Here is a 26493-nt window from a genome sequence, read left to right on the forward strand (position 1 = left end):
GGCGACGACTCCCCTGGGCCGGCGGCCCGCGGAACGGCTCCGTACCCGGAGCTCAGCACCCGGGACGGCTCAGTAGCCGCGGTAATACTGGTTGTTGTACGGGTCCTGGTACGGAGCGGGCGCCGGCCGCGGGGCCGCGGGGCGCATCGCCTCGTAGCCCGCTGCGGGAGCGGCCGGACGCGGCGGCTGCGGCTGGGGCCCGGGGTAGCCGCGCGGCGCGGTCGCCTGCTGCGGGATGTACGGCGAGTGCGCCTGCTGCAGCGGGGCCGGCTGCTGCGCCTGCGGGTAACCGTAGGCGGGCTGGGAGGGGGCCGCCGGGAGGGCGGGCAACGCCGAGGGAAGCGCCGGGAGATGGCTGCCCGGCACGTCGTAGGCGGAGGGGACCCGGATCGGGGCGATCTGCGGGGTGCCCCGCTCGGCCACGAGCGAGTCGTAGATCGGAGTGTCCGGGAAGGAGGCGGAGTGGTAGCCGCCGCCATAAGTGGAGCGGGGGGAGGTCATGGCCATAAGTTAAGCCCACGATGTGCTGGTTGGGGAGACCGATAAGAGGGTTGTTTTCCGTGTCCTCAGCGACCAGGGACCACTAAAACGGGCGAACTTGGAGGAAGTGGCTGTTATTTCGGATGGCTTTCTGGTAAAAGCCGAGTTCCGGGCGGGTTACCGGCTGGTCGTCACTTCTCCGCACATGCCCCGTGGGACTTCCCGCGCGCGGGCACTAGTAGGGCTTTGTTAGGTACCCCGATTGTTCGTGCGTAGGTAGTGTTGTGATCTTCTTTCGGGTGTGACACCGGAGGAGATGGAGACGGTCCGCCCGCGCCTGGAGGCGTTCGCGGCCGAGATGCTGGGCTCGCTGCCGCGGCGGGACCAGCGGGCCAAGGGTGAGCTGTACCTGCGTGGGCTGATGCTGGACGGCAAGCGCAAGTCGATGCAGCCGATGGCCGAACGCCTGGGCGTGGACCACCAGCAACTCCAGCAGTTCGTCTCCTCCTCCACCTGGGACTGGGTCAAGGTCCGTGAGCGGATGGCCCGTTGGGCCGCCGCCCACATCTCGCCGGAGGCGTACGCCATCGAACGACGTGGGCTTCCCCAAGGACGGCTACGACTCCCCGGGGGTGGCCCGGATGTACTGCGGCGCGCTGGGCAAGCGCGGCAACTGCCAGATCGGCGTCAGCGTCAACCTGGTGTCCGACCGCGCCTCGGCGGCCGTCGACTGGCGCCTGTTCCTGCCCGAGAGCTGGGACGACGCCCAGCACGCCGGCGATGTGCTGCTGGCGGAGGCGATCCGGCACCGACGTGCCAGGGCCGGCATCCCCGAGGCCGAGCGGCACCGGGAGAAGTGGCGCCTGGCCCTGGACATGCTCGACGAAGTGCGCGGGGACTGGGAACTGCCGGACCTGCCGGTCGTCGCCGACGCGGGATACGGGGATGCCACCGGCTTTCGCGAGGGGCTGACCGAGCGCGGCCTGGCCTACGCCGTGGCGGTCAAGGGCACCACCACCGCTTACCCGGGTGACGCGGTCCCCGAGCGCCCGCCGTACTCCGGTCGGGGTCGCCCACCCGTCCCGACCTACCCCCAGCCGCACACCACCTTGCGCCAACTCGCCCTGGATGCAGGAAGGTCGGTGGTGCGGACGGTGACCTGGCGCCAGGGCAGCAGGGTCGGCAAGCACAACCCCCGCGCCGAGATGCGCTCGCGCTTCCTGGCGCTGCGGGTCCGCCCCGCCAACCGCACCATCCGCCGCTTCGCCGACGGCTCCCTGCCCGAGTGCTGGCTGCTGGCCGAGTGGCCACCGGGCTCCGCCGAGCCCACCGACTACTGGCTGTCCACCCTGCCTGCCGACACCCCGCTGCGTGACCTGGTCCGGATCGCCAAGATCCGCTGGAGAGTTGAGCACGACTACCGCGAGCTCAAGGACGGCCTGGGCCTGGACCACTTCGAGGGCCGCAACTACTCCGGCTGGCACCGGCACACCACCCTCGCCTCCCTCGCCCAGGCGTTCTGTACCCTGCTGCGACTCGACCCAAAAGTCCCTGCGCCGGCCTGACCCTGTACGCGGTCCTCCGCGAACTCCAGGCCCTCCTGGCCACCTGGGCCGGCGCCTGCTCGATATGCGGCCGGCCCGCACCGACACCAGAACCACACCACAGGACCTAACAAAGCCCTACTAGGTTGGGCGGACGAAATCCGATGGACGCCGGGCGTGACCTGGCAAGGTGACACGTGATGGGGACTTACATGTCAATGTCGAAGGGATCGAACACACCGGTGCCGTCCGCGGCGCTCAGGGTGGAACTGGGGTGGCGCTCGGGCCCCGGCGTACCCGACGCGGACGCCTCCGCGCTGCTGCTGGTCGGCGGCAAGGTCCGCTCCGACAGCGACTTCGTCTTCTACAACCAGCCCGCCCACTCCTCCGGAGCCGTCCGGCACGAGGGCAAGCAGAATGCCGGCGGGCAGGTCACCGACACCCTTCTCGTCGATCTCACGCGGGTGGAGGCCGGCGTCGAGACCGTGCTCCTCGCGGCCTCCTCCGACGGTGGCACCTTCGGCCGGATCCCTGACTTGTACATCGAGGTCAAGGACGCCGCGCAGGGCACCGTCGCGGCCCGGTTCGACAGCATGGGCGCGACCAGCGAGAGCGCCTTCGTGCTCGGCGAGTTCTACCGCCGCCAGGGAGCCTGGAAGTTCCGCGCGGTAGGGCAGGGCTACAGCAGTGGACTCGAGGGCCTGGCCACCGACTACGGCATAACCGTGGACGAGCCGCAGCACGCCGCCCCCGCCGGCCCGGCCCCGGCAACCCCGCCCCAGCTCCCGCCCCCGGCACCCCCGGTCGCCCCGCCTCCGGCCCCCGCGGCCCGGCCGGTCGCCCCGCCCCCTCCCGTCGCGCCGCCGGTCCGGCTCACCAAGGTGACGCTCACCAAGGAGGCCCCGGCCGTCTCGCTGACCAAACAGGGCGGAACCTCGGGCGCCCTGCAGGTGAACCTCAACTGGCAGGTGCGCAAACAATTCTCCGGCTGGGCGGGCAAGCTGGGCCGCCCGGTCGCCATGCACTCCGACCTCGACCTCGACCTGTGCGCCCTGTACGAACTCACCGACGGCAGCAAGGGAGTCGTCCAGGCCCTGGGCAACGCCTTCGGATCGCTGCGGCGGCCCCCGTTCATTCACCTGGACGGCGACGACCGCACCGGCGCCGTCGCGTCCGGTGAGAACCTCACCGTCAACCTCGACCACATGCAGTACTTCCGGCGCATCCTCGTCTTCGTCACCCTCTATGAGGGCGCCCGCTCCTTCGCCGACCTGCACGCCACGGTCACCCTCCAACCACAGCACGGCGCCCCGATCGACTTCTCGCTCGACGAATGCACCGTCCCCTCCACGGTGTGCGCCCTCGCCCTCATCACCCACACCGGTGGCGACCTCGTCGTCCAGCGCGAGGCCCGCTACCTGGTGCCCGACCGGGGAGTGAGCCCCCAGCGCACCGTCGACCACGCCTACGGATGGGGCATGAACTGGACGCCGGGCCGCAAGTGACCCTTGACGGCCGGCGCTCAGCCCTCGTCGGGCAGGGTGCCCGGACGCGGGTAGGTGCGGCCCTTCCAGGCCGCACCGCGCCCGCGGTGGTGCCGCACCGCCGAATCGACCGTCATCAGGAGGTACAGGAACGCGGTGAACGGCAAAAGGGGAGCGAGCCACAGCGGTTGCCGGTAGTGGCGGAGCATCGGGACGTACGTTCCCGCCATCACCAGCCAGGCCGCCGCACCGACGGCCACGGCACCCTGATCCCCGGCTGCCAGTCCCGTGACGACGGCCACCGGCGGCACCACGTACACCAGCGCCAGCCCCACGACCGTCCCGGCCAGCAGCACCGGACTGTGCCGCAGTTGCGCGTACGCGCTGCGCGACACCATGCGCCACAGGTCGTCCAGCCGCGGGTACGGGCGCACACTGTCCACCCGGTCCGCCAGCCCCAGCCAGACCCGACCGCCGCCGGCCTTGACCGCCCGTGCGAGGGCCACGTCGTCGATGACGGCCTGCCGGATGGCGTCGGGGATCCGCGCCCGCTCGGCCGCCTCCGCGCGCAGCAGCACACAGCCCCCGGCCGCCGCGGCCGTCCGCGTTCCCTTCCGTCCGATCCGGCGGAACGGATACAACTGCGCGAAGAAGTACACGAACGCCGGTACGACCAACCGCTCCCAGACGCTCTCCACGCGCAGCCGCGCCATCTGCGAGACGACGTCGAACCCCCCGGTACGGGCCGCCGCGACGAGCCGGCGCAGGCTGTCGGGCGCGTGCGCGATGTCGGCGTCCGTCAGCAGCAGATACTCGGGCGCACGCGCGCGTGCCAGCTCGATGCCGTGTCGCACCGCCCAGAGCTTGCCGGTCCAGCCGTCCGGTGGCTCGCCGGGCGAGTCCACGGTCAGCGGCAGGCCCCCGGGCCGACCCGCCAGCTCACGCGCGAGCTCCCCGGTGCCGTCCGTACTTCCGTCGTCGACCAGGAAGACCTCCGCCCGCCCGGGATAGTCCTGGGCGAGCAGCGACGGCAGGCTCGCGGGCAGCACCGCCGCCTCGTCGCGCGCGGGGACGACCACGCACACCGACGGCCACGCCTCGGGCTCCCGCCCGGGCGGCAGCCGGACATCCGTACGCCAGAAGAAGCCCTGAAAGAGCAGCAGCCACAGCCAGGCGGCGAGGGACACGGCGGCGGTCCACACTACGGCGCTCACGTGCGCAGTCTCCCTCACGGGAGCGGCCGGAAGAGGCTCATCGTCTATCGTGGCCGGGTGAAGATCGCGCTCATGGACTCCGGAATCGGCCTGCTGGCGGCCACCGCAGCGGTACGACGCCTGCGCCCCGACGTCGATCTCGTCCTCTCTCTCGACCCCGACGGCATGCCCTGGGGCCCCAGGACTCCCCAGGACCTCACCGCCCGCGCCCTGGCCGTCGCCGAGGCGGCTGCCGCACGGCGGCCCGACGCCCTGATCGTCGGCTGCAACACCGCGACCGTGCATGCCCTCACCGCCCTGCGCGCCCGCCTCGAACCGGTCCTGCCCGTCATCGGCACCGTCCCGGCGATCAAGCCGGCGGCCGCCGGCGGCGGGCCGCTCGCCATCTGGGCCACCCCGGCGACGACCGGCAGCCCGTACCAGCGGAATCTGATCCAGGACTTCGCCGGCGGCGTGACCGTCACCGAGGTGCCCTGCTGGGGTCTCGCGGAGGCCGTGGAGCGCGCGGACGAGAACGCGATCGACGCGGCCGTCGTCGCCGCCGCCGAACTCACCCCGGAGGACGTGACGACCGTCGTCCTGGGCTGCACCCATTACGAACTGGTCGCCGAACGCATCCGGGCCGTCGTGCGGCGCCCCGACCGGCCGCCGCTCGTCCTGCACGGCTCCGCCGGAGCGGTCGCCGCCCAGGCCATGCGCCGCGTCGGTGAACGGCCGGCCCCGGGGCCCCGGCGACCGGCACCCTCACGGTGCTGTTGAGCGGACGCGAGGGCACGCTTCCGCCGGCCGCCCTCACCTACGCGGAAGGCCGGCTGCTGCAGGAGGTCACTCCCGCCGGGTGAGATCGGTGAGGGACCGGGCACACGCCCGGTCGGCGCAGTGACGCCGTGCGACCCCGTACCCGCCCGGCGAAACCAAAGTAACCTCGAGCGTATGAGGGACCACCCCCGCAGCGCCCACGCCCCGTACCCCTATGTCTGGACCGGTCGCGCGACCAACCGCATGCAGTGGCTCCTGGCACTTCTCGGTGCCGCCTGTATGACGCTCGGCATCGTGCTGGCCGTCGACTCGGCATGGACGACCGGCGTCGCACCACTGGCCATGGCCGTCGTCGGGTGCATCGCCGCCGGGCTGCTGGTCCTGTTCGGCACGCTCGCCTTCGTGCACGTCGCGCTGCGTGTCGACGAGGACCACCTCGAGGTGCGCTGCGGTCACATGGGCGTGCCGCGCCGCCGCATCCCGCTGTCGCACGTCGCCGGAGCCGAGTTCGCACCGCACGTCACCCCGCGGCACTGGGGCGGCTGGGGCTACCGCTGGCGGCCCGAGAAGGGCACGGCGGTCGTCGTACGCCGTGGTGAGGGCATCGTCCTGAGCCTGTGGGACGGACACACCTTCACGATCACCGTGGACGACGCGGAGGCAGCGGTGCGCGTCATCCGCGACCGCCTGCACCCGTACCGGCCGGGCCCGCTCCACTGACCTGCAGGGGGAGAGGAGTCACGGCGTGAGCCGGGTCCCGCGTGCGGGAGTGTCCGTCGGCCGCCCCGGTGTACCGGTGGTGTACCGGCGGGCCGTCGCGAGTCCCGCGAACAGTCCCGCTCGCACGGGGACCGCGGTGAAGCTCAGCGCGGTCCCCACCGCGGCGACGGCCGCGACGGCGTAGGACGAAGGCACCGGCACACGGTAACGGCTGGTGGCCGGTTTGGGGACGTGTGGTGACGAGTCCTCTCCGATGACACCGCTCCGTCCGGCCCAGCTCCCACGCCGGCGGGCCCCGTGCCGGCGGGCCCCGTGCCGCCCGGTGAGCCAGGCCCCGGGCCCCGGCCCCGGCCGGTCCTCCCTCCGCAGCCGGGCGCCCGTGCGGTTGGCGCCCAGGTCACGCGCCGTAGACTCTCCGAGTGACCGTCACCGCAACCTCCGTCGGCGAGTCGGACCCGATACCGCCGCAGACCGCGCCCAGGGCGTGGGGCAGGCGGCTCGCGCGCCTCGTTCCGGCCGCAGCGGCAGCACTCTCCGGACTGCTCCTCTACGTCAGCTTCCCGCCGCGCACCCTGTGGTGGCTGGCGCTGCCCGCCTTCGCCTTCCTCGGCTGGGTACTGCGCGGGCGCGGCTGGAAGGCCGGGCTCGGCCTCGGCTACCTCTTCGGGCTGGGCTTCCTCCTGCCGCTCCTGGTGTGGACCGGCGTGGAGGTCGGACCCGGTCCGTGGATCGCCCTCGCCGTGATCGAGGCGATCTTCGTCGCGCTGGTCGGCGCGGGTGTCGCCGCGGTGTCGAAGCTGCCCGGATGGCCGGTGTGGGCCGCCGCGCTGTGGATCGCCGGGGAGGCGGCACGCGCGCGTGTGCCGTTCCACGGATTCCCCTGGGGCAAGATCGCGTTCGGGCAGGCGGACGGTGCCTTCCTGCCGCTCGCCGCGCTGGGCGGGACCCCGGTGCTCGGCTTCGCGGTCGTGCTGTGCGGCTTCGGCCTGTACGAGATCGTGCGGGTGGCTGTGGACGCCCGCCGCACCGGGACCGCGCGGCGCGTCGCGGCGGCGGTCGGCGCGCTGAGCGTGGCGGTGCCGGCCGTGGCCGCGGTGGCCGCCCGGCCGCTGGTGAGCGACACGGCCGAGGCCGGTACGGCGACCGTCGCGGTCGTCCAGGGCAATGTGCCGCGGCTGGGGCTCGACTTCAACTCGCAGCGGCGGGCCGTTCTCGACTACCACGCGCGCGAGACGGAGCGCCTGGCCGCCGAGGTCGACGCGGGCCGGGTGGAGCGGCCCGACCTCGTGTTGTGGCCGGAGAACTCCTCCGACATCGACCCCTTCGCCAACGCCGACGCGCGCGCCGTGATCGACCGGGCGGCCAGGGCGATCGGCGCGCCCGTCTCCGTCGGCGCCGTGGTGCGCAAGGACGGCAAGCTGCTCAACGAGCAGGTCCTCTGGGATCCGGTGGAGGGTCCCGTCGACACCTACGACAAGCGGCAGATCCAGCCGTTCGGCGAATACCTCCCGCTGCGGTCCCTGGTCGGGGCGATCAACGACGACTGGACGTCGATGGTCCGCCAGGACTTCAGCCGGGGCACCGAACCCGGCGTGTTCACCATGGCCGGAACCGGGGTCGGCCTGGTCACCTGCTACGAGGCGGCCTTCGACTGGGCGGTGCGCGACACCGTCAAGCACGGTGCCCAGCTGATCTCCGTACCCAGCAACAACGCGACCTTCGGCCGCAGCGAGATGACCTACCAGCAGCTCGCCATGTCCCGGGTCCGCGCCGTCGAGCACAGCCGCACCGTCACCGTCCCGGTGACCAGCGGGGTGAGCGCGATCATCCTGCCGGACGGGACGGTCGGCCAGAGGACCGGCATGTTCGTCGCCGACTCCCTGGTGCAGGAGGTGCCGCTGCGCTCCTCGCAGACCCCCGCCACCCGCCTCGGCGTCCTCCCGGAGACCGCCCTCGTCCTGGTCGCAGCCGGCGGGCTGGGGTGGGCCGTCGCCGCCGGTGTGCGAGGGCGGCGCGCCGAGGACGCGTAGTCGTACGGCCGGCACACAGGCCCTGAAGCGTCGCGGACTTGTCCGACCTGCCCGTTAGGGTCGCAGAATGGCTACTCCCGACTTCATCAGCGCCCTGCGCGCCTCCGCCGGTCATCAGCTGCTCTGGCTCCCCGGGGTCACCGCCCTCGTCTTCAACGACGAGGGCAGAGTGCTGCTGAACCGCCGGTCCGACACCCGTAAGTGGTCGGTGATCGGCGGCATCCCCGACCCGGGGGAGCAGCCCGCGGCCTGTGCCGTGCGCGAGGTCGAGGAGGAGACGGCGGTGCACTGCGTCGTCGAGCGCGTCGTCCTGGTCCAGGCGCTGAACCCGGTGACCTACGAGAACGGCGACATCTGCCAGTACATGGACATCACGTTCCGCTGTCGGGCCGTCGGCGGTGAGGCACGGGTCAACGACGACGAGTCGCTGGACGTCGGCTGGTTCGCCGTGGACGCGCTGCCGGATCTCAACGAGTTCGGGCGTTTCCGGATCAAGCAAGCCATGGCCGACGCACCCACATGGTTCGACTCCACTAGTTCCGGCTGAACTGTGGGGCGCAACCATATGGGGTGGGGTAGGGGCGCTGACTAGGGTCGGGACATGACCGCGCCCCACGCCCGTTACGCCCCCCTGCTCGACCTCGGTGGCCGTACCGCTCTGGTCACCGGCGCCGCCGGCGGCATCGGCCGCGCCTGCGCGCTGCGGCTCGCGGCCGCCGGGGCCAGGGTGAGAGCCGTCGACCGGGATGCCGTCGGCCTGGAGGCGCTGGCCGAGCAGGCCCAGGGCCTCGGGGGCGGCGTCGAGCCCCAGGTGCTCGACCTCATGGACCTGGACGCCGCCGAACTCGCCGCCGTGGGCGCGGACGTGCTGGTCAACAATGCCGGACTGCAACTGGTACGGCCGATCGAGGACTTTCCGCCGGATGTGTTCCACACGGTGCTCACCGTGATGCTGGAGGCGCCGTTCCGGCTCATCCGCGGTGCCCTGCCCCATATGTACGGACAGGGCTGGGGCCGCATCGTCAATGTGTCCTCGGTCCATGGGCTGCGCGCCTCGGCCTACAAGTCCGCCTATGTAGCCGCCAAACACGGGCTCGAGGGGCTGTCCAAGACCACCGCCCTCGAAGGCGCACTCCACGGTGTCACCTCGAACTGTGTGAACCCCGGCTATGTGCGCACCCCACTGGTCGAACAGCAGATCGCCGGCCAGGCCCGTGCGCACGGCATCCCCGAGGAGCAGGTCGTGGCCACGGTCATGCTGCAGGGCAGCGCGGTCAAACGACTCATCGAACCGGAGGAGATCGCCGAGGCGGTGGCGTATCTGTGCGCTCCGCAGGCGTCCTTCGTGACCGGCACCTCGTTGGTACTGGACGGTGGCTGGACCGCGCACTGAGCCACCGCCCGGCTCACGCCGGCCGCCCCCGGACGTCACCACTGCCACCGCGTACCCGGTCGGCCATGTCGTCCACAGGCCCACGGCCCCATCGGTCGAGTTGTCCACAGGGCTGACGGGGCGGCCGTGGGATGAGGAATCCTGAGACCATGTCCCGCGATCACGTACAGTCCGCCGAACACCCGGCCCCCGGTTCCGCAGCGCCGGGCCGGGCCCGTCCCGCGTCCGGCAGTGCGGAGACGCCGTTCCTGGAACTGCTGGCCCGGGGCGCGTCCGCCGAGGCCTACGAGCAGCCGGTGCTCCTGGCCCGCGCCGAGGGACTGACCGCCGAGCGGATCGCCGCCCTCGAACAGGCCAGGCGGCTCGCCCTGCGCGTCCGCTCCGACCTGGAGGGACGGCGCCGCAGGGAGGCCGAGCTGTCCGCGCTCTTCGAGACCGCGCACGACCTGGCCGGACTGCGCGACCTGGACGCCGTGCTCCGGGCGATCGTGCAGCGCGCCCGCTCGCTGCTCGGCACCGACGTCGCCTACCTCAGTTTGAACGACCCGGCCCGGGGCGACACCTACATGCGGGTCACCGAGGGCTCGGTCGCGGCCCGCTTCCAGCAGCTGCGCCTCGGCATGGGCGAGGGGCTGGGCGGCCTGGTCGCCCAGACCGCCCGTCCCTATGTGACCGACGACTACTTCCGCGACGACCGCTTCGAGCACACCCTCACCATCGACACCGGCGTGCGGGACGAGGGGCTGGTGGCCATCCTCGGGGTGCCCCTCATGCTCGGGCACACCGTCATCGGCGTGCTGTTCGCCGCGGACCGGAGGGCCCGGGTCTTCGAGCGCGAACAGGTCGCCCTGGTCGGCTCCTTCGCCGCGCTCGCCGCGGCGGCCATCGACACGGCGAACCTGCTCGCCGAGACCCGCTCGGCCCTCGCCGACCTGGAAAGCGCCAACGAGATCATCCAGGACCGCAGCGGGGTCATCGAACGCGCCTCCGACGTGCACGACCGGCTCGCCGAACTCGTCCTGCGCGGCGGCGGGGTCCATGACGTGGCCGCCGCCGTCTCCCAAGTCCTGGACGGCACCGTCGAGTTCACCGAGGCCGCCACCGCACCGGCCCAGGCCCTCGAGGCGTCCCGCGCGGAAGGACACGCGGTACGGCACGGCCGCGACTGGGTCGCCGCCGTGGCCGCGGGCGGCGAACTCCTCGGTGCCCTCGTGCTGCGCGGCCACCCCGGACTGGACCCCGTCGACCAGCGCACTCTGGAACGCGCCGCCATGGTCACCTCGCTCCTGCTGCTCGCCCGCCGCTCCGCCGCCGAGGCGGAGCAGCGCGTCCGCGGCGAACTGCTCGACCACCTGCTCGACGCCCGCGACCGCGACCCGCGCCTGCTGCGCGAGCGCGCGGCCCGGCTGCACGCCGACCTCGACGCCACCCATGCCGTACTCAGCGCCCGCCTGGAGGGCGCCGCCGCCGACGCCGACCAGGAGGCGGACGCCCGTCGGCGCCTGTGGGCCGCGGCGTCGCACCTCGCGGCGACCCGCCACGGTCTCGCCTCCGCGCGTGACGGCGGCACCGTCCTGCTGCTGCCCCTCGCCCCCGGTGACACCGCCACCGACCTGGCCCGCCGTACCGCCCGGCACCTGGGAACGGCCGTACACGAGCCGGTCACCGTCGGTGCGTCCGCTCCGGTCGAGCACCTCACCGCCCGCCCCGACACCGTGGCGGCGGCCTACGCGGAGGCCCGGCGCTGTCTCGACGCCCTGCGCGTGCTGGGCCGCTCCGGCGACGGTGCCGCCGCCGAGGACTTCGGCTTCCTGGGTCTGCTCCTGGCCGGGGAGCGGGACATCGCGGGCTTCGTCGACCGCACCCTCGGCCCGGTCGTCGCGTACGACGAACGACGCGGCACCGAACTGCTGCGCACCCTCGACACGTACTTTGCCTGCGGCATGAGCCCGGCCCGTACCAAGGACGACCTGCACGTGCACGTGAACACGGTCGCCCAGCGCCTGGAGCGCGTCGGCCACCTCCTGGGCGACGACTGGCAGAGCCCGGCCCGCGCCCTGGAGATCCAGCTGGCCCTGCGCCTGTACCGGTTCTCGGCCCCGGCAGACCCATCGACGCCCGGACGGAGCTGACCACCGTACGCGCCGTGCGGGCGTAGGGGAGTCGGTGACAGCCGCAACCGGTTCACGGCCCGCCGGGGACGGCGCGCGGACACCGACAGGATCGGAAACCGGGCGGTGGCGACGGGTGGGCCTCTCGCGTGTTACTTGACAGTACGGAATGATGCCGGGCAACCATCCGTACGGCCGGGAGCTGAGGTAGCGGTGACGACTTTCGAGGAACGGAGCGCGGTGCACGCCTTCCGGGACGACGCCCTGGGGGAACACGACGCCGTCGGTCTCGCTGCGGCGATCCGGCGGGGTGAGGTGAGTGCCGTCGAGGTCGCCCGGGACGCGGCGGAGCGGGTGCGGGCGGTCGAGGCGAGACTCAACGCGGTCCAGACGCACGCCGGCCTCCCGGCGCACGCCGGCGGGGTGGGCGGAGCCTTCGCCGGGGTGCCGACATTCGTCAAGGACAACACCGACTACCTGGGACTGTTCACCGGCCACGGCAGCGCAGCTTTCACTCCGAGGGCCGCGCGGTGGCACGCGCCATTCGCCCGGCAGTTCCTGAGCACCGGCGTCACGGTGCTGGGCAAGACCCGGCTGCCCGAGTTCGGGTTCAGCCCGACCACGGAGTACGAGAGCGCCGAGCCCGTTCGCAACCCGTGGAACACGGGCTACTCGGCGGGCGGTTCGTCGGGCGGCAGTGCGGCGCTCGTCGCCGCCGGGGCGGTGCCGATCGCACACGCCAACGACGGCGGTGGCTCGATCCGGATCCCCGCCGCCTGCTGCGGACTCGTCGGTCTCAAGCCGACCCGTGGCCGGGTCGTGGCGAATGCGCAGGGCCGCCAACTTCCCCTTGACATAGTCTCCGACGGCATCGTGAGCCGTTCCGTGCGCGACACCGCCGCGTTCCTCGCCGCCGCCGAGACGTACTGGCGCAACCCCGAGTTGCCGCCGCTGGGCCTGGTCGAAGATCCCTCGGGGCGGCGGATGCGCATCGGATTCCTGCTGGACTCGCCGAACGGTGTCCCCTCCGACACCGCCACCCGGGAGGCCGTCACAAAGACCGTGGCGACACTCGAACGGCTGGGCCACACCGTGGAGCCCGTGGAGTTGGCCATCGACCCCCGCTTCACCGAGGACTTCCTCACCTACTGGGGGCTGCTGTCGTTCCTCCTCGGCGTCACGGGCCGGACCCTCGGCGCGGACTTCGACCGGCGCCGTATGGACGGCCTCAGCAGAGGGCTGCGCGAGGCATACCTCAAGACCTGGCGGCGCACTCCGGGCATGCTGCGGAGGCTGAAACGTACCCGAGAGGCGTACGCGGCGGCGTTCCGCGGGTTCGACCTCGTCCTTTCCCCCGTGCTCGCCCACACCACGCCGCCGATCGGTCATCTCAGCCCGGCCGTGTCCTACCCGACACTGATCGAACGGATTCTGGCGTACGTCGCGTTCACACCGGTCAACAACGTCGTCGGTGCACCGTCGATCTCGGTGCCCGCCACGAGTGCGACAGAGGACGGATTGCCCGTCGGCATCATGTTCTCCGGTCGCCCCGGCAGTGAACGGGCGCTGCTGGAGATCGCGTTCGCGCTGGAGACGGACCGCCCTTTCCGACGTATCCAGGACGTGTGAGCGCGGCCGTCCTCCGCGCCACCACTCAGCGGCCCGACGGGCCTGACGCCTTGTCCGTTCCTGATCGGTTGAGGGTTGTTACCTTTCCGAACAGGCGATTTCCGCCCCGGCTGGGTCGAATTCATGAAATGCGGGGTGATAGCTCCTCGTGCCACGCTCATGTTGGCGGCCGTCGCGATGTTCCTGGCCGTGACGTCCGGGCGGGGGAACGTGAGAACGAGTGTGAAAACAGTTCTGTTCGTTCACGGAACGGGCGTTCGGTCGAAGCGTGAGCGGGAGCGCTCGACAACATCGGGGACGGTTTTCGGAAGGTGCTGCCGGACACCGTGGTGGAGACGTGCTCCTGGGGAGACATCCTCGGTGTCGCGCCGGACGGGTCAGGGATGTCGCCGTCGACACCCGGGAGCCGTTCCCCGGGCGCACGGCGCCTACTGGGCCACACCGCGGGTGTACGATGCGGTCCGCACGGCCGGCGAGGAGTGCTGATCGATGGTCGTACGCGCTCTGGTGGTGTGCCCGGAGACGTACGAGGGCTCGTCGCTGCGGCCCATGCCCGGCTCCCTGGCCTCCGGCGTCCGCTTCGCCTTCTGGCTGGTGAGCCATGCCGCCGAACCGTGCTCCCTCACCATCCTGACCAACGCCGGACCGCAGCCCGACCCGCTGCCGACGCGGCTGAACGCCGCCTCGGCTGACCTGGTGGCGGCCGATGTCCGTTCGGTGGTCGATCTCTTCGGCCGGCCAGCCTCCTGGACGATCCAGTGGAGGACGACGCCTTCGTCCTCCACTGGATCGGGCACGGCACGATCAGCCGGGAGAGCCCAGCCACTTCCTGTACCTCCCCTGCAACCAATGCGTCGAACTCGAGGGCCCGCAGCGCGGAATGGCCGGTCCGGGCGGACCCAGACGCCCCGCACAGCCTGCGGTACGTCGCCCTGGGGCGCACGGAGCCGTGGACCCGGAACGTCCGGCTGCTCCTCGACGTCGGCGGTGCCAAGCACACCCGGCAGAGCACGACCGGCCGGCTGACCGACGCGGGCCTGGCCCTCGGAGACGTCCGCCCCGTCACCGCCTACCTGCACGCCTTCGAGTGCGCCTTCCCCGCCTGATCCGCACACGGCTCAACCCCGAGGCCGCCGGCTCCGCGACGTACGCGGCACCGGCGGCCTCGGGGTTGTTCGATTCGCCCGCTCAGGAGCCGGCGCCGCGCTCCCAGTGGTAGAAGCACTGCGCCATGGCGTCCTTGGGGCTGCGCCACGTCGCGGGGTCGTACGGGCTGACGTACGCCTCCAGCTGCTCACTGATGCCGCGGAACTCGGGGTGTCCGGCCACCTTCGCGATGGCGGGTGCCGGGTCCTGCTCGGACTCGATGAGGTGCAGATACACGTCGTCGCCGAACTGGAAGAGCTTGCGGCGGTTCACCCCGACCAGGCGGGGGAGTTCGCCCCGGTCGGAGGCGGCGAAGACGTCGGCGATCCGCGGCGCCGAACCGGGCGCCATACGGGCGACGATGAGTGCGTGATGCATCGACGGTCCTTTCCGGGTCGGTCGGCGGTCAGCCGGACGTGACGGACGCGCCCCGGCGGTCGCGGGCGGCCTGCTCGATCCGGTCCCGGATGAGCGCCATCTGCGTACGCGAGTTGCGGTTGATGTTGTCCGTCATCCAGTCGTCGTCGACCGGGGCGTCGGGCTTCATCGCGAAGTCCTGAGTCCAGCGCATCTGGACGCCGCCCGGGACCTCCTCGTACTCCCACAGGATGTCCATGTGGGCGAAGGGTCCCGTTTCGACGCGACGGGCGCGCACACTCCTCGTGGCGCGGTCGGGGGTGCGCTCGGACACCCAGCTCCACACCTTTCCGGTGTCGTCCGGGTGCATGGTCAGCCGGAACGTCGTGGTGTCCCCCTCGCGGGAGAGCACCTCGACGGACGCGTACTCGCTGAACAGGCGCGGCCAGTTCTCGAGGTCGTTGGTCATCTCCCAGACGAGGTCGAAGGGAGCGTCGACGGTGATGCTGTTCTCGGTGTGTCCTGCCACTTCAGGCTCCAGCCTTGAGGGTGTTGTTGACGAGGTCGAGGAATTCCCGGGGCGTCCTGCAGCGCTCCGAGTCGGGGGAAACGACCCGCTGTACCGGTTCTCCAGCTCGCCGACGATGCCGAGAAGGCCGAGCGAGTCGAGACCGAAGGAGTCGAAGGGGGACTCCGCTGCCTGCCTGAGTTTCTCGGGGTCGACGGTGATGCCGGCCGCCTTCTTCATCAGGGCGGCCAGTTCGTCGAAGGTCACTTCGGTGGTGATCATGGGTTGTCTGCTCCTTCCCCGCCCGGCGTTACCGGGCGGATTCGCCACCGCGGCGCACGACCAGCGCCGCATTGGAGCCCATCAGTCCCCTGCTGAGAACGAGGGCCGTGCGCAGCTCGGCGGGCCGAGCACGCGACATCACCAGGTCGAGGTCGTGGCAGATGTCGGACACGTTGGGGGTGGGGGGCACCTGACCGTGTTCCATGGCGAGCACCGCGGCCACCGTGTCCAGCACGGGCGCCGCGCAGTGGGCCCGGCCGAAACCGGTCTTGGGCGCCGTGACGGGCACCCGTGCGCCGTGCGTGCCGAGCGCGTCGGCGATCGCCAGCGCCTCGGCGCGGTCCGCCTCCGGGACGCCCATGGCGTTGGCGAACACCACGTCGATCTCCTCCGGGGCCGCGCCCGCCTCGTCGAGGGCACCGCGGATCGCGCGGGCCAGCCCCTCCCGGGACTCCTCCCAGCGGGACGCACCGGTGAAGGTGGCGGCATGGCCGGCCACGGTGGCCCGCACCGGCGCCCCGCGTCCGCGGGCGCGGTCCTCGTCCTCGACGACGAGCAGCGCGCCGCCCTCGGCGGGCACGAACCCGCAGGCCTTCGTGGTGAACGGACGGTAGGCGAGGTCCGGGTCCTCGACGGTGCTGAGCTCGGGGTAGCCGAGCTGGCAGACCATCGAGTAGGGGGCGAGGGGTGCCTCCGCGGCGCCGACGACCATCGTGTCGGTGCCGCGCCGGACCTCCCCGGCGGCGTGCGCGAGGGAGTCGAGACCGCCGGCCTCGTCGCTCGCCACCACCCCGCACGGGCCCTTGAAGCCGCCACGGATGGAGATCTGGCCGGTGCTCGCGGCGTAGAACCAGGCGATGGACTGGTACGGGCCGACGAACCGCGGACCCTGCCCCCAGAGTTTCTGCAGCTCCCGCTGCCCGAACTCGCCGCCGCCGGAACCGGCCGCGGTGACCACGCCGATGGAGAACGGCTCCGCGGTATCCCCGCTGCCGAGCCCGGCGTCGTCGAGGGCGAGGGCGGCCGCCGCCATCGCGAAGTGGCTGAACCGGTCGGTCTGGACCAGGAACCGGTCCTCGATGAGGTCCGCCGCGTCGAAGCCCCGGACCTCACCGGCCACCCGCAGCGGCAGATGCCCGCAGCCCTCGCGGGTGATCCGGTCCAGCACGCCGATGCCTTCGCTGACGGACTTCCAGTAGGCATCGGTCCGCAGTCCGTTGGGCGCGATCACACCGATGCCGGTGATGGCCGCGCGGCGGGGGCGCTGAATGCTCATCGTGTCCTCCCACCCGGCCCGGTCAGCAGCACCGCGGACTGGAAACCGCCGAACCCGCTGCCGACGGAGAGCACGTTCCTCAGCCTCCGCGGGCGGGCGGTGCGCGGCACGTAGTCCAGGTCGCACTCGGGGTCGGGGGTCTCGTAGTTCGCCGTCGGCGGCACGGCCTGGTGCTTCAGGGCGAGCACGCAGGCGACCACCTCGATCGCGCCGATCGCGCCGAGCGAGTGCCCCACCATCGACTTGATGGAGCTCATGGGCGTCTCGTGGGCGTGGGCGCCGAGGGACCGCTTCACCGCGGCCGTCTCGTGCCGGTCGTTCTGCCGGGTGCCGGAGCCGTGCGCGTTGACGTAGTCGATCAGTGTGGGGTCGAGACGGGCCTGGTCGAGCGTGCTGTCGATGGCCCGCGCCATTTCCAGCCCCTCGGTGGTCAGACCGGTCATGTGGTAGGCGTTGCCGTACGTGGCGTACCCACTGATCTCGCAGTGGATCTCCGCGCCGCGGGCCCGGGCGTGCTCGTACTCCTCGAGGACGAGGACCGCCGCGCCCTCGCCCATCACGAAGCCGTCGCGGTGGGCGTCGAAGGGCCGGGAGGCGTGCTCCGGGTCGTCGTTGTTCGGTGAGGTCGCCTTGATGGCGTCGAAGCAGGCCATCGTGATCGGCGAGATCGGCGAGTCGGACGCCCCGGTGATGCAGACGTCGGCCCGGCCTTCGGCGATGGTGTGGAAGCCGTAACCGACCGCGTCGAGCCCGGAGGTGCAACCGGTGGAGACGGTCTGCACGGGGCCCCGCGCGTCGAACCGCTCGGCGATGACCGAGGCGAGGGTGCTCGGCTGGAACGCCATGTGCAGTTTCGGGTCGGCCTGCCGATGGTCCACGTCCCAGCGCTTGCCGTGTTCGCTGACCCGCACGTAGTCGTGCTCCAGCCGGGTGGTGCCGCCGACCGCGCTGCCCAGCGACACCGCGGTGCGCCAGGGATCGTCGGTGGCGGGGTCGAGCCCGGAGTCGTGGACCGCCTCCGCGGCGGCCACCGCGGCGAACTGGATGTACCGGTCGGCGTGCTGGCACAGATCCGGGTCGAGGCCGTGGGCGAACGGGTCGAAGTCGCACTCGGCTGCTATCCGGGAGCGAAGACCGCTCGGATCGAACAGGGTGATGCCGCGGGTCGCGGTGCGGCCCGCGGCGAGCAGGTCCCAGAACGCCGTCGCTCCGGTGCCGCCGGGAGCGACTACACCGATGCCGGTGACGGCCACTCGCCGGGTCATTTTATGGCCTCACTTCGATCGGCCGGCCGGTCCTGCCCCGGCCCGGACACACCCGGCCCGCCCACGGTCAGCTGGGGACCGGCCACGGAACTGGCGTTCTCCTCGGTGTCGACGTGACCGAGACTCGGATGCGGGGCGAGCGGACCCAGGTGGAACACCATGCGGGCCTCGGCGTCGGAGACGTTGCGGAAACGGTGCCGCATGTCGATCGGGATCATCAGAGCCTGCTCGGCCCGGAGCGCGAACGGTTCCCCGTCCAGGTCGACTTCGAGGGCGCCGCTGACGACGTAGACGAACTCCTCGGAGTACGGGTGGTAGTGCTCGCCGATGCGCTCGCCGGGCTGGATGACGGCCAGCCCCATGAAGCCGCTGGTGGAACCCACCGTGGCCGGGGTGAGCAGGGTTCTGAGGTCGCCTCCGCGCCGTCGGTTGGGTTCCGTCTCGCTCAGGTCCACGATGCGTGGATGCTGTTTGGACATGGTTGGTACCTCCGGGTGTGGCGGGGACGTCCGGGCGTGCGGGCCGTGGACGTCCCCACGGTTTGCCGTCAGGAATCCGTCGCGCTGCGGTCGGCGACAGACAGCATGTCGGCGTGCGACAGCAGCCGGTTGATGTTGCGCTCCGAGTCCAGCGGACCCTCGACGCCGACCGCGGCGCCGTCCAGGAGCCGCTCCAGCTCCGCCGCCTTCCCCGCGCCCTTGATGCCGAGCGCCGAGAGGGGGTCGAGGTCGAGGTCGCCGGTGGCGTCGATCAGACGGACCACGACGTCGTCGCGCTGGAAGATGGTGCTCGAGTACACCGGGCTGTCCGGCTCGTCGGCCGCGGCCTCGTCCTGATGGGAGAGGAACCGGGCCAGTTCCAGCCCCTGGCCCTCGACGGCCGGGTAGTACAGCGCGTGCCGCCGCAGACCCGCGGGCCGAGGCCCGTCTCCGTCGACGTGGTGCACGGCGGGGAGCGCGGCCCTGGTGGAGAACACCCGCGCGGAGCCGGGATCGGCGAGATCCCGGGCATGCTCCAGATAGGGGTTTATGGCCTCCTCGACCGCTCGGAACCCGGGCTGATTGGCCGCGTGGCGCAGCGCCGTGGCCAGGTCGCCCTCCACCTCGACGGCCCGCACCACGCGGTTGCCGTGCATGAACACGGAGGTGCGGCGCAGCCGCGTGTTGTCGTCCAGCGAGGCATTGGGGGACGCGTACCCGGCCAGGTGCTTCACGACCTTGGACTCGGTGCCCGGCTTGACGGTGAAGGTGAAAGCGTGGCGGGCCACGCCCTCACCCACGCGGGCCTGCTCCTGGAGGCCCGCGGTGGTCTGCCTGGTGAGCGGCAGGCCGTCCTGCATCTCGCGCAGGACGCTGTAGCGCATCGACCGGGTGTCGCGGACGCAGCTGTGCAGCGGGCGAACGGTCTCGATGTGCTCCTCGCTGTTCACCCAGGCGAGGAAGGGCGGGGCGCTCTCCCATTCGCTGGTGATGAGCCACTGCGAGGGGTTCTCGATCGACTGGCAGAGCTGGTCACTGATGTGACCGGGGACGGACGCGACCATGCTGCTCATGTGGTCGTACGCGTCGAGGAACTGCTCCTGGGCCCCGTCGTACAGGTCGAGCAGCAGGATCACCCGCAACCTGGAGCCGTCGAATGCCGACTGCGGTATACGTCCCGCCATACGGCCCGTCGTGCGTTCCGTCGTGCGTCCCGTGGTGGTCATCCGGCGCACCTCTCCTCTTCTTCACGGAAGGTTCTTCACTGGAGGTCGGGAACGGCCGCCGTATCCGAAGGTCCGGGGTCGCCCTGCATCGATCGTTGACGCACCCCGCGATGTGCGCGAGCGCCACGGGGCAGGTGGGTGAACCGTGCGTCAACCGGGTGTCGCCGGGACGCGGAGCGGCCCGTAGCGGGCATGGATTCGGCATCCTTTTCCACCGCCCGCCGCGGGCGACGCTGGAGGCAGTTCAATGAACCGTTTGGAAACGGCCGACGAGATCGGCCACCGCACGCCCGTCCTGATCGTCGGCGGCTCCCTGGTGGGCCTGTCCATGTCCGTGTTCCTGGGGCGTCTGGGCGTGCCGCACACGCTCGTCGAACGTCACCCGGGCACGTCGATCCACCCGCGCGGGCGGGGGAACAATGTGCGCACCATGGAGCTGTACCGGGTGGCCGGAGTCGAGCAGCGGATCAGGGAGGTCGCGTCGGTCCTCGCGGACAATCACGGGATCATGCAGACGCCGAGCCTGGTGGACGGCGACGGCGAGTGGCTTTTCAAGGAGATCGACCCCGGCGGCGGGCTGGCCCGGTTCAGCCCCGGCGGGTGGTGCCAGTGCAGCCAGAACGACCTCGAACCGGTGCTCCTCGCCCACGCCCGCGAACTCGGCGGCGACCTGCGCTTCGCGACCGAGATGGTGTCGTTCGACCAGGACGGCGACGGTGTGACGGCGCGGGTCAAGAGCCGGGAGACCGGCGAGCACACCACCATCCGGGCGGACTACCTGGTCGCCGCGGACGGCCCCCGCAGCCCCGTCCGGGAGCGGCTCGGCATCGGCCAGGACGGACCGGGCGACCTGTTCCACAACGTGAGCGTCACCTTCTCCTCCCGCAACCTCGCGGGCATCGTCGGCGACCGGCGGTTCATCGTCTGCTACCTCACCAACCCGGAGGCCGACGGGGCGCTGCTGCCGGTCGACAACGCCGAGAACTGGGTGTTCCACGCCCCCTGGCACCCCGAACACGGCGAAACCCTCGAGGAGTTCACCGACGAGCGGTGCGTCGCCCACATCCAGCGGGCGATCGGAGCACCCGACCTCGACGTCAAGATCACCGGTCGGGCCGCGTGGCACGCCGCCGAGCGGGTCGCCGAACGCTACGCCGACGGCCGGGTGTTCCTCGCCGGTGACTCGGCCCACGAGATGTCGCCCACCGGGGCGTTCGGTTCCAACACCGGTATCCAGGACGCGCACAACCTGGCCTGGAAACTGGCCGCCGTCCTCGGCGGCTGGGCGGGACCCGGACTGCTGGATTCCTACGACGCCGAGCGCCGTCCGGTCGCGGAGGCGACCAGCGCCCGCGCCTCGAACCGCTCGGTCGAGCACAGCCACCCCGGCTACACGCCCGCGGCGGGCGCCGGCAGCAAGGGCCCGAAGGGCGGAATCCTCAACGTGGCGCTGGGCTACCGCTATCGGCGGGGCGCGGTCCTCGGCAGTGACCCGGCGGCGCCGGTCGTCCCCGACGGCCTGCAACTGGCGGGGGAGCCGGGCAGCCGGGCCCCCCACCTGTGGCTGGACCGCGCCGGCGTCCGCGTCTCCACCCTCGACCTCTACGAGCGGTCACTGGTGCTGCTCAGCTCCGAGGACGGCGCCTGGCACACCGCGGCGGAGCAGGTGGCCAAGCGCCTGTCGGTGCCGCTCGACTCGTACCGGATCGGCAGCGGCCCGACCGCGGACCTGACGCCGGACGCCGACGTGAGCTGGGCGCAGGCCCACGGCGTCACCGAGGACGGCGCGGTCCTGGTCCGCCCCGACGGGTTCGTGGCGTGGCGCTCCGAAGGGGCCGCCCCGGACGCCGCGACGGCGCTGCACGACGCCGTCGCGGACATCCTGGCCAGGGAGCGGGACTGACGAGGCGCGTGGAGCGGGGGCGTCAGGTCCCTCCGACGCCGCCCTGCCGCCCCCGCTCCGCCTTGGCCTGGTGCTGTTCGAACCGCTGGACCGCCGGCCCGTCGTCGTTCCACGGCCACGGGGTCACCGTGCCCTGAAGCACCTGGAACACCGGGTGAGCGTCGGCGGCCCGGCCGGCCGCGCACAGCGCGTACGCCAGTACGTTCAGATCCGCCTGGGCCGCCGCGTGCTGGAAGAATCCCGGCTTCGCCCAGAGGGAGGCGGCCTGCTCCAGTGAGGCCGCGATCTGTCCGCCCTCCCACAGCTGACTTGCCGTCATGGCCCGGACACCGCCCTGCGCCGCCAGCCCCTGGTACTGCCGCACGGCCGCGGTCACCTCGATCGCGGCGCACGGCGCGTTGGCCGGTATACGGGTGCGCACCACATCGATGAAGTCGAGGACGGCCGCACTCGAACCGCCTTCCTCCGGCGACAGATGGGCGAGCATCTGCAGATATGCCTCGCGGTGCCAGCGGTCGCGTCCGGTGGTCTCCCGCCAGATGGCGTTGACCTCGCTCTGCGCGTACCGCTCGATCCGGGCCATGCCGAGCAGGGTCACCCAGGGCAACGGATCCGCCGGATGCAGCTCCGCGGCCCGATGACACTGGGTCACCAACTGTCCCGCTTCCTCCAAGTGCCTGTCCCGCAGGCCGCGGGCCAGGCCGACCCTGGAGTGGAACACCAGCGCGTCGGGGTTCTCCGGCTCCTTGGCCAGCCAGGCCGACGCCAGCTCCGAGCCCGATTCGGCCGTCGCGTCGGCCAGTACGGAGACACGGTGGCCGCGTCGGTCCCAGTCGCCCCCGGTCTCCTCCAGAAGCGTGGCGACGAGTGTCACCTCCGCCGGCTTGACGCCCCCACCGCGCTTGCTCAACTGCCGAAGGACGCGCGCGAGGTCGGCGTCGTCGAGGGCCGGGACGATTCGGGGACGTTTACTGGTACGACTGCTGAAGAGGGACATGCCCGCAGACTAGGAACTTCGCCGGGTCCGGCAACCGGTACGTAGCGATCGTTACCGATCCGGCCTTCTGGGTCACGCCGCGCGTCCACCAGGTCGGCACATGGGGCCGGAGCAGGGCGAACACCCACAGGCAGGTGGGGGGTGCCGAGGCGGGTGACGCGGGAAGCGAGGGGGTGGGTCACGCGGGAACGACGGGGCGGGGCCGGACTGCTTGCCGGCCCCGCCCCGTCGTTCCGTGGGCAGGTCAAGGAGCCGGCGCCGGGAAGGTCGGGTACTCCACTCCCGAGACGTACTGCACGACCCGGACGACCTGGCAGGAGTAGCCGAACTCGTTGTCGTACCAGAGGTAGAGGATCGCGTTGTCGCCCTCCACCTTGAGGGCGCCGGCGTCGACGATCGACGCGTGCCGCGAGCCGATGAAGTCGCTGGAGACCGCGTCGGGGGCGCTGATGAAGTCGATCTGACGCTTCAGCGGTGAGGTGAGCGACACCTCACGGAGGTGGTCGAGGACCTCGGCGCGGTTGGTCGCGCGGCCCAGCTGGAGGTTGAGGATCGCGATGGACACGTTCGGTACGGGGACCCGGATCGAACTGCCGGTGATCGTCGCCTCGAGGTCGGGCAGCGCCTTGGCGACGGCGGAGGCGGCACCCGTCTCGGTGATCACCATGTTCAGCGGCGCGGAGCGGCCGCGGCGCTCGGACTTGTGGTAGTTGTCCAGCAGGTTCTGGTCGTTGGTGAACGAGTGGACGGTCTCCACATGGCCGCGCAACACACCGTACTCGTCCGCCATCGCCTTGAGCGGCGGGACGATCGCATTGGTGGTGCAGGACGCGCAGGACAGGATCTGCTCGTCCGGCTTGAGGGTGTCGTGGTTGACGCCGTGCACGATGTTGGGCACGTCGCCCTTGCCGGGCGCGGTCAGCACGACCTTGTCGACACCGGGGCGCAGATGCTGCGAGAGGCCCTCGCGGTCGCGCCACTTGCCGGTGTTGTCGATGAGGATGGCGTTCTTGATGCCGTACGCCGTGTAGTCCAGCTGGGACGGGTCGTCGGCGTAGATCACCTTGATGGTGTTGCCGTTGGCGACGATCGTGCTGTTCGCCTCGTCGACGGTGATCGTGCCCTGGAACTGGCCGTGCACGGAGTCGCGGCGCAGCAGCGAGGCCCGCTTGACGATGTCCTGCTCGCCGCCCCGGCGGACCACGACGGCACGCAGCCGCAGGCCGTTGCCCGAGCCCGACTTCTCGATGAGCAGGCGGGCGAGGAGCCGGCCGATGCGGCCGAAACCGTAGAGGACGACGTCGCGCGGCTCACGACGGTCGATCTTGTGGGCACCGGTGGCGCCTGCCACGGCCTCGGCGGTGAATTCCGCCACCGACAGTCCCCGGTCGTCGGTCCGGTAGGTCGCGGCGAGCATGCCGAGGTCGATCTGGGACGGACCGAGGTCGAGCGTGGTGAGGGCCTGGAGGAACGGCAGCGTCTCGGTGACCGAGAGTTCCTGGCCGGCGATCTGACGGGCGAAGCGGTGGGTCTTGAGGATGGAGACCACCGACTTGTTCACCAAGGAGCGGCTGTGCAGCAGGACGGTGACGTCCCGCTCGCGGTGCAGCTTCCCGATGATCGGGATCATCGACTCCGCGATTTCCTCGCGGTGCTTCCAGTTGGTGAACGAGTCTTCGTTGACAGTCACAGGATTATCTTTCGAGCTAGGCGGCGCTCATATGATAACCATGCGGGTCAAGGGGCTCTCAGGGGGTCTCCTTCAGGCAGGGTTGCGTCCCGCGCGATCGGGTACGCGTGCAGGACAGCGCCCGGAGCGGATCTTGTTCCGACCACCGACCACCGATCCCGTCCGGGGCGGTCCGTACGACCACCGCTACGAGGGAAACAGCCATGGAGACACCCGCGCACGAGAACAACGGACCCACGCCCGCCCAGCGGGCTCTGGACGCTCTCTCGGAGAACACCGAGGACACGGCGGCCCTGAACGCCCTCGCCGACAGTGACGTACTGATCCCCGTGCCCGACGACACGGGTGACGAGGCGGCCGCCGACCCCGGCGTCGTCGCGCTGCCGGTGATGGAGCAGCCGGACGGCATCCAGGTGGTGCCCGTGTTCACCTCGGAATTGGAGATGTCGGGCCTGCTGCCGTTCGTCTCCCGTTACCGTCTGGTGCCGCTCGGCGCCCTGGCCGCGCAGTGGCCGGCCGACGAGCTGTCCCTCACCATCGACGGCAGTTCCGAACACCGCCTCACGCTGACGTCCGAGGGGGTACGCACCCTGCTGGCCCGCCCCTAGGCGTGCCGTCGCGGCCGCCCCCTGCATGGCGGCGGGGCTATCCGCCCAGCGCGCGGGTGAGGGCCGCGCGCTGCAGCGGCAGTACCTCGGCGTGCAGGTCGCGGCCCTTTCGGGTGAGTGTCACATATACGCCCCGCCGGTCCTCCGCGCAGACGCTCCGGGCGACCAGACCGTCCTTCTCCAGCCGGGCGATGAGACGGGACAGCGCGCTCTGGCTGAGGTGGATCCGCCCGGCCAGGTTCTGCACTCTGCACTGCTCGCCCTCCGCGGGCGTAGCGGTCGCCAGGATGTCGAGCACCTCGAAGTCGGAGGCCCCCAGGCCGTACGGATGCAGCGCGCGGTCGATCTCGCCGAGGGTGCGCGCGTGCACAGACAGGATCTCCCGCCACCGCTCCTCGAGCCGCGGGTCCACCGCCTCAGCCGCCATAGGTGAACGGTAGCACTCGTTGGATTTTCAACGACCGGGTGAGTTCCCCCGGCGGCCGGCGCCGGCGTGCTACGCCGGCTCGCGCTTCACCAGTTCCGTCGGGAGGATCACCGTGGCCGGGTCCTCGCCGCCGATCTGGGCCAGCAGGACCCGCACCATCTCGGCGCTGATGCGGTCCCAGGGCTGACGGATCGTGGTGAGGCCGGGGCTGGTGGCGACGGCGGCCTGGGAATCGTCGAAGCCGCCCACCGCCAATCCTCCGGTACCCGGCGTCCCGCGCGGTGCAGCGTCGTCAGCACCCCCTGTGCCATCAGGTCGGAGGCGACGAACATGGCGTCCATGTCCGGCGCGCGGGCCAGCAGCCGCTCTGCGCCCGCCTCACCGCCGGCCCGGCTGTAGTCGCCGGAGACGATGAGCCGCTCATCGGTCTCGATGACGGCCTCGGCGAGCACCTCCTTGTACCCGGCAAGGCGCTCCACCCCGCCCGGGGTGTCGAGCGGTCCTGTCACCACACCCACCCCGCGCCGGCCCAGGGCCAGCAGATGGCGCACCATGTCACGAGCGCCGTCCCGGTCGTCCGCGGCCACGTAACTCACCATGGAACCCAGCCCGATGGGCTTGCCGCGGGCCGCCCCGCCGTCACCCGGCACCGCCTTGGCGAGGGCAACGCCTGGTACGTCTCCACCCGTCTGGGCGCCGAGGACCTGGACGCGTTGCTCGGCCGGGCCGTCGAGGACACCCGGATCACCCCGCGCGACGACCTGCCCCGCGATGTGGAAGTGGTGCACCGCACCGGGGAGTCGGGCACGTTCCTGTTCGCCATCAACCACACCGGCACCGACGCCAAGGTGCCGCTCGACACCCCGGCACCGAACTGCTGACGGGTGAACGCGCCGCGGGCCGTCTGGCGGTCCCGGGCGGAGCCGTCCGGGTCGTCCGGCTCGACGGCTGAGCCAAGACTCCCT

General features: G+C 71.6%; 22 protein-coding genes and 6 pseudogenes. 13 read left to right on the forward strand and 15 right to left on the reverse strand.

Annotated features, from left to right (window positions below):
• Positions 1–69 precede the first annotated feature (69 nt).
• Positions 70–501, reverse strand: coding sequence for a DUF6643 family protein (locus tag WJ438_RS35410; protein WP_406728815.1), 432 nt, complete (start codon positions 499–501; stop codon positions 70–72).
• Between the two features lie 280 nt (positions 502–781).
• On the opposite strand from WJ438_RS35410, the pseudogene WJ438_RS35415 reads away from it, so the two are divergent.
• Positions 782–2045, forward strand: a pseudogene (locus WJ438_RS35415) (IS701 family transposase).
• A 197-nt stretch (positions 2046–2242) separates the two neighbouring features.
• Positions 2243–3529, forward strand: coding sequence for a TerD family protein (locus WJ438_RS35420; RefSeq protein WP_406729908.1), 1287 nt, complete (start codon positions 2243–2245; stop codon positions 3527–3529).
• A 17-nt stretch (positions 3530–3546) separates the two neighbouring features.
• Here WJ438_RS35420 and WJ438_RS35425 read toward each other — a convergent pair whose 3' ends face one another.
• Positions 3547–4740, reverse strand: coding sequence for a glycosyltransferase (locus WJ438_RS35425; protein ID WP_406728816.1), 1194 nt, complete (start codon positions 4738–4740; stop codon positions 3547–3549).
• Positions 4741–4779: 39 nt separating this feature from the next.
• On the opposite strand from WJ438_RS35425, the pseudogene WJ438_RS35430 reads away from it, so the two are divergent.
• Positions 4780–5564: pseudogene (locus WJ438_RS35430) on the forward strand (glutamate racemase).
• A 91-nt stretch (positions 5565–5655) separates the two neighbouring features.
• Positions 5656–6201, forward strand: a complete 546-nt coding sequence (locus tag WJ438_RS35435; RefSeq protein ID WP_406728817.1) for a hypothetical protein — start codon at positions 5656–5658, stop codon at positions 6199–6201.
• Between the two features lie 18 nt (positions 6202–6219).
• Here WJ438_RS35435 and WJ438_RS35440 read toward each other — a convergent pair whose 3' ends face one another.
• Positions 6220–6396 carry a hypothetical protein gene (locus WJ438_RS35440; RefSeq protein WP_406728818.1) on the reverse strand — a complete coding sequence of 59 codons (177 nt, stop codon included), beginning with the start codon at positions 6394–6396 and terminating at the stop codon, positions 6220–6222.
• A 224-nt stretch (positions 6397–6620) separates the two neighbouring features.
• On the opposite strand from WJ438_RS35440, the gene lnt reads away from it, so the two are divergent.
• The 5 genes from lnt (at position 6621) to WJ438_RS35465 (ending at position 13364) form a co-directional block, all read left to right on the forward strand.
• The gene (gene lnt, locus WJ438_RS35445) at positions 6621–8231 is read left to right on the forward strand and encodes an apolipoprotein N-acyltransferase (RefSeq protein ID WP_406728819.1); all 1611 of its coding nucleotides are present in this window, start codon (positions 6621–6623) and stop codon (positions 8229–8231) included.
• A gap of 67 nt (positions 8232–8298) precedes the next feature.
• Positions 8299–8778, forward strand: coding sequence for an NUDIX hydrolase (locus tag WJ438_RS35450; protein WP_406728820.1), 480 nt, complete (start codon positions 8299–8301; stop codon positions 8776–8778).
• Positions 8779–8832: 54 nt separating this feature from the next.
• Positions 8833–9624, forward strand: a complete 792-nt coding sequence (locus WJ438_RS35455; RefSeq protein ID WP_406728821.1) for a 3-hydroxybutyrate dehydrogenase — start codon at positions 8833–8835, stop codon at positions 9622–9624.
• A 149-nt stretch (positions 9625–9773) separates the two neighbouring features.
• Positions 9774–11756, forward strand: coding sequence for a helix-turn-helix domain-containing protein (locus WJ438_RS35460; protein WP_406728822.1), 1983 nt, complete (start codon positions 9774–9776; stop codon positions 11754–11756).
• Positions 11757–11948: 192 nt separating this feature from the next.
• Complete coding sequence (locus WJ438_RS35465; RefSeq protein WP_406728823.1) at positions 11949–13364, forward strand: amidase; 1416 nt, start codon at positions 11949–11951, stop codon at positions 13362–13364.
• 428 nt (positions 13365–13792) lie between these two features.
• Here WJ438_RS35465 and WJ438_RS35470 read toward each other — a convergent pair whose 3' ends face one another.
• The gene (locus WJ438_RS35470) at positions 13793–14002 is read right to left on the reverse strand and encodes a hypothetical protein (protein ID WP_406728824.1); all 210 of its coding nucleotides are present in this window, start codon (positions 14000–14002) and stop codon (positions 13793–13795) included.
• Between the two features lie 330 nt (positions 14003–14332).
• Between WJ438_RS35470 and WJ438_RS35475 the strand changes: the two are divergent.
• Positions 14333–14470, forward strand: a pseudogene (locus WJ438_RS35475) (methyltransferase); the annotation flags it as partial.
• A gap of 82 nt (positions 14471–14552) precedes the next feature.
• Here the strand turns inward: WJ438_RS35475 and WJ438_RS35480 are convergent.
• The 7 genes and pseudogenes from WJ438_RS35480 to WJ438_RS35510 all read right to left on the reverse strand — a co-directional run bounded on the left by WJ438_RS35480 (position 14553) and on the right by WJ438_RS35510 (position 19903).
• Positions 14553–14888, reverse strand: a complete 336-nt coding sequence (locus tag WJ438_RS35480; protein ID WP_406728825.1) for a TcmI family type II polyketide cyclase — start codon at positions 14886–14888, stop codon at positions 14553–14555.
• A gap of 28 nt (positions 14889–14916) precedes the next feature.
• Entirely contained in the window at positions 14917–15396 is a 480-nt protein-coding gene (locus WJ438_RS35485; RefSeq protein ID WP_406728826.1) for an SRPBCC family protein, read from the reverse strand.
• Between the two features lies 1 nt (position 15397).
• Positions 15398–15657 (reverse strand): annotated as a pseudogene (locus WJ438_RS35490) (acyl carrier protein).
• A gap of 28 nt (positions 15658–15685) precedes the next feature.
• A complete protein-coding gene (locus WJ438_RS35495) occupies positions 15686–16933 on the reverse strand; it encodes a ketosynthase chain-length factor (protein ID WP_406728827.1) in 1248 nt (415 codons plus the stop codon).
• Positions 16930–18198 carry a beta-ketoacyl-[acyl-carrier-protein] synthase family protein gene (locus WJ438_RS35500; protein ID WP_406728828.1) on the reverse strand — a complete coding sequence of 423 codons (1269 nt, stop codon included), beginning with the start codon at positions 18196–18198 and terminating at the stop codon, positions 16930–16932. Before WJ438_RS35500 ends, WJ438_RS35495 begins: the two co-directional genes overlap by 4 nt.
• Positions 18195–18677, reverse strand: coding sequence for a cupin domain-containing protein (locus WJ438_RS35505; RefSeq protein ID WP_406728829.1), 483 nt, complete (start codon positions 18675–18677; stop codon positions 18195–18197). Before WJ438_RS35505 ends, WJ438_RS35500 begins: the two co-directional genes overlap by 4 nt.
• Positions 18678–18745: 68 nt before the next feature.
• Positions 18746–19903 (reverse strand): SchA/CurD-like domain-containing protein, encoded by a 1158-nt coding sequence (locus WJ438_RS35510; RefSeq protein WP_406728830.1) that lies wholly within the window; start codon positions 19901–19903, stop codon positions 18746–18748.
• Positions 19904–20150: 247 nt separating this feature from the next.
• Here WJ438_RS35510 and WJ438_RS35515 point away from each other — a divergent pair, with 247 nt between their 5' ends.
• A complete protein-coding gene (locus WJ438_RS35515) occupies positions 20151–21806 on the forward strand; it encodes an FAD-dependent oxidoreductase (protein WP_406728831.1) in 1656 nt (551 codons plus the stop codon).
• Positions 21807–21828: 22 nt separating this feature from the next.
• On the opposite strand, the gene WJ438_RS35520 is transcribed toward WJ438_RS35515, so the two are convergent.
• A complete protein-coding gene (locus tag WJ438_RS35520; RefSeq protein ID WP_406728832.1) occupies positions 21829–22803 on the reverse strand; it encodes a hypothetical protein in 975 nt (324 codons plus the stop codon).
• A gap of 244 nt (positions 22804–23047) precedes the next feature.
• Positions 23048–24493 carry a glyceraldehyde-3-phosphate dehydrogenase gene (locus WJ438_RS35525; RefSeq protein ID WP_406728833.1) on the reverse strand — a complete coding sequence of 482 codons (1446 nt, stop codon included), beginning with the start codon at positions 24491–24493 and terminating at the stop codon, positions 23048–23050.
• A gap of 203 nt (positions 24494–24696) precedes the next feature.
• Between WJ438_RS35525 and WJ438_RS35530 the strand changes: the two genes are divergently transcribed.
• Positions 24697–25101: an SseB family protein gene (locus WJ438_RS35530; protein WP_406728834.1), complete on the forward strand. Its 405-nt coding sequence runs from the start codon at positions 24697–24699 to the stop codon at positions 25099–25101.
• Between the two features lie 37 nt (positions 25102–25138).
• Here WJ438_RS35530 and WJ438_RS35535 read toward each other — a convergent pair whose 3' ends face one another.
• Positions 25139–25528: a MarR family winged helix-turn-helix transcriptional regulator gene (locus WJ438_RS35535; protein ID WP_406728835.1), complete on the reverse strand. Its 390-nt coding sequence runs from the start codon at positions 25526–25528 to the stop codon at positions 25139–25141.
• Between the two features lie 69 nt (positions 25529–25597).
• Positions 25598–26151, reverse strand: a pseudogene (locus tag WJ438_RS35540) (LacI family DNA-binding transcriptional regulator); the annotation flags it as partial.
• On the opposite strand from WJ438_RS35540, the pseudogene WJ438_RS35545 reads away from it, so the two are divergent.
• Positions 26098–26480 (forward strand): annotated as a pseudogene (locus WJ438_RS35545) (Beta-galactosidase C-terminal domain); the annotation flags it as partial. The pseudogenes WJ438_RS35540 and WJ438_RS35545 overlap by 54 nt on opposite strands.
• Between the last annotated feature and the right edge of the window lie 13 nt (positions 26481–26493).

The sequence above is a fragment of the Streptomyces sp. GD-15H genome (genome assembly GCF_045291515.1).
In the GTDB taxonomy this organism is placed as follows: domain Bacteria; phylum Actinomycetota; class Actinomycetes; order Streptomycetales; family Streptomycetaceae; genus Streptomyces.

What these genes read in the sequence shown, in the direction of transcription:
- WJ438_RS35410 (WP_406728815.1), bottom strand. Translation starts at nt 501, where the DNA reads ATGACCTCCCCCCGCTCCACTTATGGCGGCGGCTACCACTCCGCCTCC.
- WJ438_RS35420 (WP_406729908.1), top strand. Translation starts at nt 2,243, where the DNA reads ATGTCGAAGGGATCGAACACACCGGTGCCGTCCGCGGCGCTCAGGGTG.
- WJ438_RS35435 (WP_406728817.1), top strand. Translation starts at nt 5,656, where the DNA reads ATGAGGGACCACCCCCGCAGCGCCCACGCCCCGTACCCCTATGTCTGG.
- WJ438_RS35450 (WP_406728820.1), top strand. Translation starts at nt 8,299, where the DNA reads ATGGCTACTCCCGACTTCATCAGCGCCCTGCGCGCCTCCGCCGGTCAT.
- WJ438_RS35455 (WP_406728821.1), top strand. Translation starts at nt 8,833, where the DNA reads ATGACCGCGCCCCACGCCCGTTACGCCCCCCTGCTCGACCTCGGTGGC.
- WJ438_RS35460 (WP_406728822.1), top strand. Translation starts at nt 9,774, where the DNA reads ATGTCCCGCGATCACGTACAGTCCGCCGAACACCCGGCCCCCGGTTCC.
- WJ438_RS35480 (WP_406728825.1), bottom strand. Translation starts at nt 14,888, where the DNA reads ATGCATCACGCACTCATCGTCGCCCGTATGGCGCCCGGTTCGGCGCCG.
- WJ438_RS35495 (WP_406728827.1), bottom strand. Translation starts at nt 16,933, where the DNA reads ATGAGCATTCAGCGCCCCCGCCGCGCGGCCATCACCGGCATCGGTGTG.
- WJ438_RS35500 (WP_406728828.1), bottom strand. Translation starts at nt 18,198, where the DNA reads ATGACCCGGCGAGTGGCCGTCACCGGCATCGGTGTAGTCGCTCCCGGC.
- WJ438_RS35505 (WP_406728829.1), bottom strand. Translation starts at nt 18,677, where the DNA reads ATGTCCAAACAGCATCCACGCATCGTGGACCTGAGCGAGACGGAACCC.
- WJ438_RS35510 (WP_406728830.1), bottom strand. Translation starts at nt 19,903, where the DNA reads ATGACCACCACGGGACGCACGACGGAACGCACGACGGGCCGTATGGCG.
- WJ438_RS35515 (WP_406728831.1), top strand. Translation starts at nt 20,151, where the DNA reads ATGAACCGTTTGGAAACGGCCGACGAGATCGGCCACCGCACGCCCGTC.
- WJ438_RS35520 (WP_406728832.1), bottom strand. Translation starts at nt 22,803, where the DNA reads ATGTCCCTCTTCAGCAGTCGTACCAGTAAACGTCCCCGAATCGTCCCG.
- WJ438_RS35530 (WP_406728834.1), top strand. Translation starts at nt 24,697, where the DNA reads ATGGAGACACCCGCGCACGAGAACAACGGACCCACGCCCGCCCAGCGG.
- WJ438_RS35535 (WP_406728835.1), bottom strand. Translation starts at nt 25,528, where the DNA reads ATGGCGGCTGAGGCGGTGGACCCGCGGCTCGAGGAGCGGTGGCGGGAG.